Origin of the sequence: Fructilactobacillus florum DSM 22689 = JCM 16035, from assembly GCF_001436645.1 — a bacterium.
Taxonomy (GTDB): domain Bacteria; phylum Bacillota; class Bacilli; order Lactobacillales; family Lactobacillaceae; genus Fructilactobacillus; species Fructilactobacillus florum.
The window spans coordinates 1-12,581 of record NZ_AYZI01000010.1; the positions used below are offsets into that span (position 1 = coordinate 1).

Annotated in this window: 10 protein-coding genes; all 10 read right to left on the reverse strand. The window is 43.0% G+C overall.

The genetic code is table 11. The annotated features are described in order from the left end of the window. Positions 1–184: 184 nt before the first annotated feature. On the reverse strand, positions 185–1,660 hold the full coding sequence (gene lysS, locus FC87_RS05765) for a lysine--tRNA ligase (protein ID WP_056961904.1): 1,476 nt from the start codon (positions 1,658–1,660) through the stop codon (positions 185–187). A gap of 92 nt (positions 1,661–1,752) precedes the next feature. Next, the gene (gene dusB / locus FC87_RS05770) at positions 1,753–2,775 is read right to left on the reverse strand and encodes a tRNA dihydrouridine synthase DusB (RefSeq protein WP_009166470.1); all 1,023 of its coding nucleotides are present in this window, start codon (positions 2,773–2,775) and stop codon (positions 1,753–1,755) included. Then, complete coding sequence (hslO, locus tag FC87_RS05775) at positions 2,772–3,665, reverse strand: Hsp33 family molecular chaperone HslO (RefSeq protein ID WP_009166471.1); 894 nt, start codon at positions 3,663–3,665, stop codon at positions 2,772–2,774. The genes dusB and hslO overlap by 4 nt, the downstream gene beginning before the upstream one ends. A gap of 65 nt (positions 3,666–3,730) precedes the next feature. Continuing rightward, positions 3,731–5,782 (reverse strand): ATP-dependent zinc metalloprotease FtsH, encoded by a 2,052-nt coding sequence (ftsH, locus tag FC87_RS05780; protein ID WP_009166472.1) that lies wholly within the window; start codon positions 5,780–5,782, stop codon positions 3,731–3,733. 70 nt (positions 5,783–5,852) lie between these two features. After that, positions 5,853–6,395: a hypoxanthine phosphoribosyltransferase gene (hpt, locus tag FC87_RS05785; protein WP_009166473.1), complete on the reverse strand. Its 543-nt coding sequence runs from the start codon at positions 6,393–6,395 to the stop codon at positions 5,853–5,855. Between the two features lie 11 nt (positions 6,396–6,406). Continuing rightward, the gene (tilS, locus tag FC87_RS05790) at positions 6,407–7,759 is read right to left on the reverse strand and encodes a tRNA lysidine(34) synthetase TilS (protein WP_056961878.1); all 1,353 of its coding nucleotides are present in this window, start codon (positions 7,757–7,759) and stop codon (positions 6,407–6,409) included. A gap of 48 nt (positions 7,760–7,807) precedes the next feature. Next, positions 7,808–8,263, reverse strand: coding sequence for a S1 domain-containing RNA-binding protein (locus tag FC87_RS05795; RefSeq protein ID WP_009166475.1), 456 nt, complete (start codon positions 8,261–8,263; stop codon positions 7,808–7,810). A gap of 106 nt (positions 8,264–8,369) precedes the next feature. After that, complete coding sequence (locus FC87_RS05800; protein ID WP_054691071.1) at positions 8,370–8,723, reverse strand: FtsB family cell division protein; 354 nt, start codon at positions 8,721–8,723, stop codon at positions 8,370–8,372. Positions 8,724–8,786: 63 nt separating this feature from the next. After that, the gene (locus FC87_RS05805; protein WP_009167318.1) at positions 8,787–9,074 is read right to left on the reverse strand and encodes an RNA-binding S4 domain-containing protein; all 288 of its coding nucleotides are present in this window, start codon (positions 9,072–9,074) and stop codon (positions 8,787–8,789) included. Beyond that, positions 9,064–12,528, reverse strand: coding sequence for a transcription-repair coupling factor (gene mfd, locus FC87_RS05810; RefSeq protein WP_056961906.1), 3,465 nt, complete (start codon positions 12,526–12,528; stop codon positions 9,064–9,066). The genes FC87_RS05805 and mfd overlap by 11 nt, the downstream gene beginning before the upstream one ends. Positions 12,529–12,581: the final 53 nt, after the last annotated feature.

Below are 12,581 nucleotides of genomic sequence, written 5' to 3' on the forward strand. Positions count from 1 at the left end.
TATCATAGCGCGTTAGTAAATATTTGTCAATGAATTTAATCAAATAAATCATTGATAAAAATCTAACAAGGAATCACTTCCTTTTAAGCACAAGTAATAGCTTAGCTTCTCTGATGGCGCTTGTCAATAGCTTATCAAATTATTCATAAAAAAAAGCCCTTTCAAAACAAAGGGCTTACCAAAATCAATCTTCTGGTCGCATAGTTGGAAATAACAAAACATCACGAATAGAAGGAGCATCCGTTAGCAACATCACTAACCGATCAATCCCAATTCCAAGTCCGCCAGTAGGAGGCATCCCGTATTCGAGAGCCTTCACATAATCATCATCAATTCCTTGCGCTTCTTCGTTTCCGTCAACTCGTTCTTGCGCCTGAGCCTCAAACCGTTGTCGTTGATCAATTGGATCATTCAATTCAGAAAAGGCATTTGCATACTCATTTCCCAAAATATAAAGTTCAAATCGATCAGTGAATCTTGCATCATCAGCATTTTTCTTAGCTAACGGTGAAATCTCAATTGGATGACCATAAACAAACGTCGGATCTTTAATCGTTGGTTCTACAAATTTTTCAAAAAAGGCATTGATAATGTGCCCGGTTTGCCAGTAATTTTCATAAGAAACCTGATGTTGATCAGCAAGCTGGCGAGCCTGTTCTGTTGATAATTTGGGCCAAAAGTCGACTCCCGTCTTTTCTTTAATCGCATCAACCATGTGAATTCTCTTAAATGGTTGCCCCAAATCTACCGGTTGTCCCTGATATTCAATCTTCAAATCAGGACTAACCACTTTGGCAGCACTGCGAAAAATTCCCTCAGTCTCATCCATCACATCATAAAAGTCATAATAGGCCGCATAACTTTCAAGTTCTGTGAACTCCGGATTGTGCTCTTTGTCCATGCCTTCATTACGAAAGACCCGCCCAATTTCATAGACACGACCCATTCCCCCGACAATCAAACGCTTTAAATGTAACTCTAGCGCAATTCGCAGGTATAAATCAATGTCTAACGCATTATGATGGGTAATAAAGGGGCGAGCCGAGGCACCACCAGCAGAGGAATGTAAAACTGGTGTCTCAACTTCAGTAAAGTCCAAATCATTATCTAGATAACTACGCACCGCTTTAATGATCTGTGCCCGTTGTTGGAAGCGGTCGAAGCTAGTCCGATTAGAAATCAAATCTAGATATCGTTGCCGATACTTTTGCTCTTTATTTTGAAGCCCATGATATTTTTCGGGTAGTGGTCGCAATGCTTTAGACAAAAAGGTGACCTTAGTAGGACGAATCGTCAACTGACCCATATCAGTCTTAATCACTTCTCCAGTAAAACCTAAGAAGTCACCAATGTCAGCTCGCTTAAAAATATGATAAGCTTGTTCGCCAACAACATCCTTTCGCACATAAATCTGAATCTTGCCAGAACGATCTAATAAGTCAGCGAAACCAACCTTTCCACTTCCCCGTTTAGCAATCATCCGACCTGCAACTGTTACCTCAATGTGTTTATTCTCTAGCTCGTCTTTGCTGAATTGATCGTATTTTTGATCCAATTCTGCTGCTAAGGCAGTTGGTTTAAATTCATGACCAAAAGGATCGATGCCCTCTGCTAACAAATCATTCATTTTTTCACGACGAACCCGCATTTGATCATTCATCTGGCGAGCTTGCTTGCGTTGTTGTTTCGGATCTTGTGCCACCGTTTCTCCTCCAAACTAAATTAAGTAACATAATTTTATCATAGAAATTTCTAGTGCTGCGCCGTCAGCAGGTCTTTTTTCTGACGTTGTTCTGTTTTTGCAACAAAATCATCAATAATCTGATCCATTTGGGCTTCGCTATCAGCATTAAAAAGAGCCACTTTAGTTCGCGCCGAGTGTGAAACTCCTTTCAGATAATAGGCCGCATGCCCACGAAATTGATGCGCACCAACCCGATCACCCTTTAATTGTACTAAGCCATGCAAATGATCCTTGGCCATTTGCATGCGTTCGGCAACCGTTGGCACTGGTAATAATTCTCCCGTGGATAGGTAATGTTCCGTTTGCCGTAAAATCCATGGATTTCCTTCAACCGCCCGACCCATCATCACGGCCGTCGCACCAACTTCATCTAACATTTGAGCAGCCATTTGGGGGCTAGTCACATCACCATTTCCCATTAATGGAATCGTCAACGCGTCAGCAACCTCTTTTAAGATTTCCCAATTAGCGTGTCCCGAATACATCTGTTCTCTAGTCCGACCATGCATAGCAATCGCACTAGCTCCAGCTTTTTCAGCAGCCAATGCATTCTGAACGGCATATAAATGATCATCATCCCATCCCGTCCGCATCTTTACTGTTACCGGTTTGGAAACTGCATCTGTAACATAAGAAACCATCTCGTAAACTTTTTGCGGATCTAATAACCACCGAGCCCCTGCATCAGTCTTGACCACTTTATTAACCGGACAACCCATATTGATATCAATAATATCGGCCGCCGTTTTTTGATCAATGAACTTAGCAGCTTCAACTAAAGTTTCTTTGCTCCCGCCAAAAATCTGAATACTCATGGGATGTTCAGCAGCTTCAACATTCATCATTTGGAGGGTTTTTTTGTTATTGTACATCAACGCCCGATCAGAAATCATTTCGCAAACGACAAGTCCCGCACCAAAATTCTTACAAATCAACCGGAAGGCTGAGTTAGTTACTCCCGCCATCGGAGCAACGACAACCGGATTATCAATCTTTAGATCACCGATTTTCCAAGCTCTATTTGTTTTCATAATTTTCCTTTCTCAGCTAAAATCTGTTGTAATTCAGTTGCTGAAAATTGATATCGTGCCCCACAAAAATGACAAACAACCTCAGCACCATGATCTTCCGTGATCAATTGCCGTAATTCAGAACTGCTAAGTCCTGCTAAACTCTGTGCAAACTGAGCTTTTGAACAATCACATGCAAAAGCGACTTGCTCTTGACTCAACACTTTGACTGGTTCATCGGGTAATAACATCGCCGCTAACTTAACTGGATCCGTAGCAGTAGTTAGCATAGTTGCAATCGAAGGAAGCGTTGGCAGTCGTTCTTCTAACGCAGCAATTGCTGTATTATCAGCATCTGGTAATGTTTGAATCAAATAACCACCAGCCGTCTTAACTTGACCATGCTCATCTAACACGACTGAAACTCCAACTGCTGAGTTAATTTGTTCTGATTTGGCCAAATAATATGCAAAATCACTGCCAATCTGTCCAGTGACTAGCGGAACCGTACTTGTATATGGATCTAAATTTCCTTGGGTTTTTAAAACCTCTAAAAATCCATCGGTTCCAACTGCGCTAGCAACGTCAACGTCGCCATTAGCCAGGAGGGGTAATTCGACCTGACCGTGTTGAAGATAACCTTTAACCGTCCCGTGCGCATCAGCATCAATCAACATACCACCAACCGGTCCTTGTCCGTTTAACCTGACCGTCAACCCTTCTGTTCCCTTTAAAACGGAACTTGCAAGCAACAGCGTTGCGAGCAATCCCCGTCCTAATACGGTAGTTGTTGTTTTCGTCAAATGATGACTAAGCCGAGCAGTTTCAACTACGGATTGACCATTCAGCAGCAACACGCGAAAATTATTGTCAGTAGTAACTGCCTTGACTAACTCTTGATCCATCGCCATATCTAACTCCCTTCAATTCGAAAAGAGCGCAAGCACAATGCTTACGTTCTTTTGCGACTATTGAACTAATCGTCCGGTTGACCCTGATCATCTTTAATGTCATCAGTAATCTCGCGGTTTTCCTCGTTATCGTGAGTTTCAGCATGACGTTGAGCCTGTTTGAACGACTCAGAATCATCTTCATCATGCTGGTCAGTAGCAGGTAATTTTCCCGTCTTGTACAAGCTCAAAATCTGTTTCTCATCTAGAGTTTCATATTTCAATAATGCATCAGCGATTGCTTTATGTTGCTGGCGATGCTCCGAAATAATTTGCAAGGCTTGTTCATGACCTGCAGCCGTGTAATCTTTGACTGCTTTATCGATTTCAGCAGCAGTTTTTTCAGAATATTTACGAGCAGCATACGGATCAGCATTAGGATCCTCTAAAGCGACCGTTCCTAATTCATCCGTCATTCCGTACTGCGTAACCATTGCGCGGGCAATTTGCGTCGCCTGTTGAAAATCATTGGAAGCTCCCGATGATTGGGAATCAAACACAATTTCTTCAGCACTGCGACCACCCATCATTCCAGCAATTTGTTCCATGGCATCCTTTTTCGACAAGAGTTGCTGATCTTCTTTAGGAAGCATGATAGCGTAACCACCAGCGCGACCACGAGGAACAATTGTCACCTTATGAACAACCCGTGCATCATTCAGGACTAATCCCACAATCGTATGCCCGGCTTCATGATTTGCAACTACTTCACGTTCGTGCTGGCTAATAATTCGATTCCGCTTGGCTGGTCCGGCAATTACCCGATCCTCGGCTTCATCTAAATCAGCAGCAGTAATTACCTTACTATCTCGACGTGCAGCCAGAAGCGCCGCTTCATTCAAGAGGTTCGCCAAATCTGCTCCTACAAAACCAGGAGTTTGCTTCGCAATTTCTTTCAAATCAACTGAGGAATCAATTGGCTTATCTTTTGAGTGAACTTTTAAAATTGCTTCTCGACCACGAACATCCGGTTGACCTACCAAAATTTTCCGATCAAATCGACCTGGACGCGTCAAGGCTGGATCAAGGACATCGGATCGGTTGGTTGCAGCAATTACAATTACTCCAGCATTGCCAGAAAAACCATCCATTTCAACCAACAGCTGATTCAAAGTCTGCTCACGTTCATCGTGACCGCCACCCATACCGCCGCCACGTCTTCTACCAACTGCATCAATTTCGTCGATGAAGATTATGGCTGGAGCGTTTTTCTTTGCTTGAGCAAATAAATCACGAACCCGACTAGCACCAACTCCGACAAACATCTCCACAAAATCAGATCCTGATAAGGAGTAAAAAGGCACATCGGCCTCTCCTGCCACTGCTTTTGCCAATAAAGTTTTTCCAGTTCCTGGAGGTCCTTCTAACAAGACCCCCTTAGGAATCACCGCTCCGAGACTAGTGAATTTTTTAGGATCTTTCAAGAACTCAACCACTTCAACTAATTCTTGTTTTTCCTCATCTTCACCAGCAACATCGCTAAAGCGTACCTTACTTTTAACGGGCTTGGCCTGACTCTTCCCGACCTTCATGACTCCGCCCGGACCACCAGCTCCGCTACCAGCTTGTCGCATCATAATATAAAATAAGTAAATGAAAATAATCAATGGCAAAATTGAAACAATCAGATTTAACCAAAACCCATTTGACTGGGTAGGAGTTGCATTTACTTCAACTTGATGCTGTTTGGACAAACCGTTAATTTCACGAACCGTTGCATCACTTTTGACCAGGTTAGTCGAAAACTGCTTCGTTTTGGTCTGTTTAGTATTCTGTTTAACTAGACCTTTGTTCCCAAACTTAAACGGAAAACCGTTATTATTGTTGTTATTCTTGACTTCTTGTGGCTTTCGATATTCACCGGTGATTTTATAAACACCATTAGCAGATTCAATCCCGTACTTTTTAACTTTGTTTTGCTTTAAATCGTTAACAAATTGACTAGATTGAATCTTTTGGGTCTGCGCTGGTTTTGTTCCGCTCCCGCCAGTGGCGAAGAGAATGACACCCATCACTAATACAAACATGATTATATAAAACAGACTACTACGAAACAGCCCATTTCGATTGTTTTTCATTTAAGTCCTCCACGCTACATTATTAGTTAATATTAAAATTCTATCACTTTTTTAAATGGTAAACGACTGATTACGCTTGATAAATATCTGGTTTTAGAATTCCAACATACGGCAAATTTCGATATTTGCCTTGATAATCTAGACCATACCCAACTAAAAATTCATTGGGAACTTGAAAACCAACGTAATCAGCCTTGACTCCATCATTGGGACGAGCTTCAGGTTTATCCATCAGAGTACAAACCTTCATTGAAGCTGCTCCCCGATTTCTTAGGAGCCGTTGCAAATACACCAGTGTTTTCCCAGTATCGACAATGTCATCGACAAACAAAACATCCCGACCAGCAACTGATGTATCTAAATCTTTGAGCAGTTTTACCGTTCCAGAAGATTTAGTTCCCCCATGATAGCTAGACACATCGATAAAATCAAGATCCATGTATACGTCCATACGCTTAATTAAATCGGCGGTGAAAGGAACTGCCCCTTTCAGCACACAAACCACTAACGGACGTTTAGATCGATAAACGTTCGTTAGTTGTGAGCCTAACCGTTTACAGGTTTCCTGAATCTTTGCCTCGCTGTACAACACTCGTTGGATGTCATTATCCATTATTAATCCTTTCATTTCAACCTCAGTAAATAATGATCAGCCATTGTTTGGGGAATTAATACACTACTCTGAACTCCCAAAACCGCTAGCACTACGCCATCACTGGTGACCAGGGTCTGTGAAAGCTGCCGGTTTTCAGTTGCCAATTTATGGTCAATAAAGACCCGCCGAAGTTTTTTATGACCACCGTTAGCCAATCGAAGTTGATCAGTCGGACGGCTACGACGAACCCGTAAGGGCAACTGATCAGCTCGCAAAGCAAACCTAGTTCCCCCGTGTGGTGGGTTTGAACCTGGCTCCTTGGATACTTTAAACCAACGACCTGCTGCTAATGGATACCAGTGGTTTAATCTTACCACAAAAGTTGGGACTTTTTGGGGGCATTCCCCGTAATTATTTCCCTGCCAACTAATCGTTAACTGCTGATAAGTTTTTTGCAAAACATACCCTGATCCTAAGTCTAACTGACCCTGCGGCTTGGCTTGATTGGCAAGCAATTTTGCAATTTCTTGACATTGTCGATCACTGATTTGCACTTTGCTCGTCAATTGCCCTAATAACCAGCGAACCGCTCCTGCAACATTCGTAGTTACTAAGGGAAGTGGTAGCCCAATTGCTTGCGAACCCTTGGTAATTTTCAATGGAGATAAGGTTTGATCTAGAGACACCACTTCTCGATCATTTTGCTGCTGTAGGTTAGTGGCAAATGCTGCCAAATGTGCAACTGCTTGCTGATTTTCCTTCACAAGGGCTGGCAATACTTGGTGACGAATCCGATTTCGCAAAAAAGCATTGGTCGCATTACTTTCGTCTTTTGACCAGGTTAATGCCCTTCTTTCGGCATATGTTTCAATTTCAGTTCTTGAAACCGTTAATAGCGGTCTTAATAACCGTCCTGGTGGAAAAAAGCGAACCTGACGCATGCCACTAACGGCTGCCAGATTGCCAGTTCTAATCAACTTCATTAGAACGGTTTCCGCCTGATCATTTTGCTGGTGGGCGGTTAGGAGCCAGTGCGCACCGGTTGTCCTCATGATTTCGGCAAAAAAACGGTAACGAAACTGGCGGGCTTGCTCCTCAATCCCATGATCAAGCTCTCCATGCTTCCAGTTAGTCATAAAAAAGGGGAGCTTGCGAACCTCACAATATCTTTGTAATGCAGCTGCTTCATGGGTACTGTTTGCGCGTAAGCGGTGGTTAACGTGCGCTATGATTAAAGCTGGTCGGTCCGTTCCTAGTCTTTGTAACAAATCTAACAGTACCATTGAGTCGATGCCTCCAGATACTGCTACAACCACATTTTCTCCTGGCTCCCACCATTGGTGTTGCGCTACCAATTTATCTATTTTTTGTTGTAAATCCACGCACTGCTGCGCCCCCTTTAAACAAAAAACCAGGAAACCACCCTGGTTTTACTTGCGACGACCACCGCGACCACCGCGTTTTCCTTCGGTATTCTTTTTAATATCTGACAAGCGATGCTCACTTTCCTTTAAAAAATTAGAAAGTAGATCATCAAATTCGCCCGTCGTTTGGTGATTAGCACGAGTGCCACGTGGTTTTGGAGTAGTTGCTGGTTGCCCCATTGAATGACGTTTTGAATCAGTTTGACCTGATTTTCGTGCTGAATCTTGCGAGTTGGCCTTGCGAATCGAAAGCGCAATCTTGCCATCAGAACCAATTTTAGTGACCTTCACTGCGACCTCATCGCCCACCGCTAACACGTCATGAATATCTTTGACATACTCAGACGAAACTTCACTAATGTGAACTAGTCCAGTCTGGCGATTACCAAGGTCAACAAACGCTCCAAATCCAGTAATTCCAGTAACTTTTCCTGTAACAATCTCTCCAACTGCAAGCCCCAAAAACTTAATCCTCCTCTGTTCATAATTACTTAATCCGTATTATAGCATAGTAAAAAGACGTGAAAAAACTTGTTTAAGTTTTTTCACGTCCGGTAATAACCTGTGCTTATTTATGGTTCATTAGCCGAAAATTCGTTTCACCTGGTTTAGTATAACCATACTTCGTCTGCGCTTGACTTTTAATGTAATCGTTATTTTTCAATAATTTTTGTCGATGCTGTAACTGAGATTGGCGCTGGTGTTGACGTTCCAATCGAACCTGCTCTTTACTGATATTAGCATTGAGCTGGTGTAGTTGTACTCGGGCACCAAACCATTGCAAAGTCAAAAATACTAGGATAACCGCAATTAGTGCGCTAATTATCAACGCTCGACGCGCCCGTCGTGGAGATAGTAACCGTCTTTGGTGTTTGGTTCCAATTGCTGCATGCAACTGAGCTACATTAGTTCGCTTTTCCACGATAATCCTCCTCCACAACTACCTAGCAACTTTACCAGTCATGTTACAACAACAAATTGTATTTTACAAGAGTTCCTCTGATTCTTTTTGATAGTCACGTTCGTAAGTTTCTGAAACTACCTCATACATTTGCTCAGCATCACTTTTTTTAGTGGTTTGCACTACGGCTGTAACCCTTACAACTAGCGTCTTATTTCCAAATTTGATGGTAAGCTGGTCCCCTGTTTTAACTAAACTAGCAGATTTTGCTACTTTCCCATCAATAAGTACGCGCCCTTGATCTGTAATTTTTTTTGCAACCGGTCGTCGTTTAATAATTCTAGCCATCTTTAAAAATTTATCAATTCGCATGCAAATTCTCCTTTGCTGATTCCTGCTGGCGCTGCTTATCACGACTAACTTCTAGCGCCTGTAGGAAATGATCTAGCTCTAGGAGCCACTCGGCTGACGCCATCGTTGGCTGGATCACTAATTCAATTTGATATTTATCGTGGTTCTGCTTGATGATTGATCGAAACTTTGTCGCAGCAATTGCATGTAAAATTTCTTTACTACTATATTGCGTGGTTCCTGCCGGACTAAGCACAACTTCTAAGTGATCGGCGCGCTTTTTAATCTGCTCAACTTGGGCATAATCAGCTCGCATTTTGAGTTTGTCGACCATTAGTAGATTTGCCACTGGCTGGGGATATTCACCAAATCGATCAATCAAATCATCACGTAATTCGTTAAATTGGGAGTCATTTTCAATTTGGCGTAATCGCTTATACATTTCAATCTTTTGTTGTTGATCGCTAATGTAGCTGCTGGGCAAGTAAGCTTCGATACCTAAATCTAGTTCCGCATCCGTCTTGGCCAATGGCGCAGGTTTCCCCTGCTTTGAAGCCACTGCGTCTGATAACATCTTAGTATACATATCATAGCCAACCGAAGCAATAAACCCATGCTGAGCTCGACCTAAAACATTCCCAGCTCCACGAATTGACAAATCACGCATGGCCACTTTAAAACCTGAACCTAATTCTGTAAAATCCTTGATCGCTTCTAATCGATTTTCTCCAGCCTCGGTCAACACCTTATCTGGCTGATACATAAAATACGCTTGCCCAATTCGATTGCTCCGACCAATCCGTCCTCGCAGTTGATATAGTTGTGATAGACCCATTCGATCAGCATTTTCAACAAATAACGTATTCACATTCGGCATATCAACCCCTGTTTCAATGATTGTCGTTGTCACTAAGATGTCATAAGCCCCGTTAATGAAATCAAACAAAATCTGTTCCAGTTGATTTTCCGTCAGCTTTCCATGGATCAAACCAATCCGAGCATCTGGTAATAACCGCTGTAACTTCATTACCGTTTGATCAATATCTTTGACTCGATTATGCAGATAAAAAATCTGTCCATTTCTTTGCATTTCCCGACGACTAGCATCCACAATTGTGGCATCATTTTGTTCCAAAACAAAGGTTTGAATTGGATACCGATTTGCCGGAGGCGTTTCAATGACCGATAGATCTCGAACTCCCATCATTGACATGTTGAGGGTTCGTGGAATCGGAGTAGCAGTTAAGGTCAAAACATCCACATTTTTTTTAAGTTCTTTAATTTTTTCCTTGTGCTTAACCCCAAATCGCTGTTCTTCATCAACAATTAAAAGTCCAAGGTCATGATAGTGAAGATCCTTTGAGAGTAATCGATGAGTTCCAATAATAATGTCAATATGACCATCGTTCAATTTTTGGAGAATGGTCCGCGTTTCTTTGGCACTATTAAACCGAGACAAGCCACCGATTGTGACCGGGAAATCAGAAAAACGATTTTGGAAGGTCTCATAATGTTGCTGTGCTAAGACGGTAGTTGGAACTAGCATTGCAACCTGCTTCCCCGCACAGACCGCTTTGAAAGCTGCCCGCATGGCTACTTCCGTCTTACCATAGCCTACGTCTCCGACCAACAGTCGATCCATCGGATGAGGTTGCTCCATATCATGCTTGATTTCTTGTACACTTCGAACTTGGTCTGGGGTAGGTGAGTAGGCAAAGGCCGCCTCAAACTCCCTTTGATAATCATCATCAGCCGGAAAAGCAAAACCAGCCGTTTGCTCACGTTTAGCGTATAAATCGACCAATTCATCGGCCATATCATCAACTTTTTGGGAAACCTGACTTTTAGTCTTAGCCCATTCATTTCCGCCCAGTTTGTTTAACCGAGGTGCTTTTTCTTCTGACCCAACGTACTTTTGAATCAAATTTAGCTGGGTTACTGGAATGTAAATATGGGCGTTGTTTTTAAATGAAAGCGCGAGATAATCTTGGTGTTTACCGTCGACTTCCATGGTCTGGAGTCCCTCATAACGTCCAATTCCGTGGTTTACGTGTACAACATAGTCGCCTGGTTTCAGATCCGTATAATTTTTTATCCGTTCGGCATTCGTAAAAGTCGGCTGTCTAGTTCGAATCGGTCGAGGACGTTCACTAACTCTTTGAAACATTTCAGCTTCAGTTATGACCACTAAATTACCAGCGGCAAATTCAAACCCAGCTGTCAACTTGCCGGACGTTAATTGGACTACCCCTGGTTGAATGTTTGTGGCCGTCGTCGCTGCTACCTTAATTTTAAAGTCAGCTAATGTTTGCGCTACCTGACGCCGACGCTCTTCATTTGCGACCATGATAATAACGGTTCGCCCCTGATTACGATAATGTTCTAACTCCGTCTTAAGCCGGGGCAACTGACCAAAGAAACGCTGCATGGGTCGAATCTGCAAATCCGTTACCGCTGTCAGAGTCATTCGCCCTAATCCCCTTTGAAATAGTGATAACAAAAGTTGGGGGTGTTGATCAGTTTCTAATAGTTTTTGTAACGTCCCTACCTTTGATTGACCAGCAAGCATGTCTGACATTGCCTGATCCTGCTGTCCTTGTCGCTCTGTTTCACGAATCCGAACATAATCGTCCAACGCTACGATTCCCTTTGGAGCCAGATAATTTAGAAGCGATGCGGGTCGTTTCCAAAAGAAGTTACGGTAGTTCGACCATTGCTGATTATTAGTTTCTGCCACTGGCAGTTTCAGCAATTGCTGCAGTTCGCGTCGTTGTGGTGAATCCGTCATTTTTGGTACAGCTGCTTGCAAAGCTTGCTTACCAGCTTCAAGGTCCGTCGCTGTGAGTAAAAAGTCGGTGGCCGGTAAAACCGTTACCTGGGTTAAGTTTTGCTGGCTTCGCTGGGTTCCCGGTTCAAAACTTCGTAGCGAATCAAGCTCATCGTCAAAAAAGTCAAGCCGCACCGGTAGCTTGGCCGTCAGAGGATAGATATCGACAATTGAACCACGTACCGCAAATTGACCAGGAGTATCAACCAGTTTTGTTCGACGATATCCCATTTGAACAAGTTGTTGCTGTAATTTTCCCAGCTCAAATTGTTGCCCAGGTACTAGCTGTAACTGTGACTTTTGAAAACGCGTCGGTTGTGCAAGGGCATGTTTCAAACCTGCCAGTGACGCTACTACCACCACCGGTTTACCAAGCTGCAGGGCATGCAATGCTTCTACGCGGGCAGCCTGATAAATTCCGGAATCAGTTGCCAGTTGTGCCCCTAACCCCTCGGCTGCTGGAAAAGAAAACAATTGGTCTTTCGGGAGCATTGTTTGAAATTCCTGACATGCCTGTTCAGCATGTTCTTCTGTATCAGTTAAAAAAACCAGCGGTTGTTGTTGCTTGGCAACTAGCGCTGTCAAAAACAACTTTTGCGCTACCCCGCTAGTGCCGGTAACTAGCTGACGCTGATGGGGCTGTAACATCTTCAGGACATTTTGTACCTGATTAGTTTGTAAAAAGGGTTTTGTTAATTTCA

What these genes read in the sequence shown, in the direction of transcription:
- FC87_RS05805 (WP_009167318.1), bottom strand. Translation starts at nt 9,074, where the DNA reads ATGCGAATTGATAAATTTTTAAAGATGGCTAGAATTATTAAACGACGA.
- hpt (WP_009166473.1), bottom strand. Translation starts at nt 6,395, where the DNA reads ATGGATAATGACATCCAACGAGTGTTGTACAGCGAGGCAAAGATTCAG.
- hslO (WP_009166471.1), bottom strand. Translation starts at nt 3,665, where the DNA reads ATGGCGATGGATCAAGAGTTAGTCAAGGCAGTTACTACTGACAATAAT.
- ftsH (WP_009166472.1), bottom strand. Translation starts at nt 5,782, where the DNA reads ATGAAAAACAATCGAAATGGGCTGTTTCGTAGTAGTCTGTTTTATATA.
- lysS (WP_056961904.1), bottom strand. Translation starts at nt 1,660, where the DNA reads ATGAATGATCAAATGCGGGTTCGTCGTGAAAAAATGAATGATTTGTTA.
- dusB (WP_009166470.1), bottom strand. Translation starts at nt 2,775, where the DNA reads ATGAAAACAAATAGAGCTTGGAAAATCGGTGATCTAAAGATTGATAAT.
- mfd (WP_056961906.1), bottom strand. Translation starts at nt 12,528, where the DNA reads ATGTTACAGCCCCATCAGCGTCAGCTAGTTACCGGCACTAGCGGGGTA.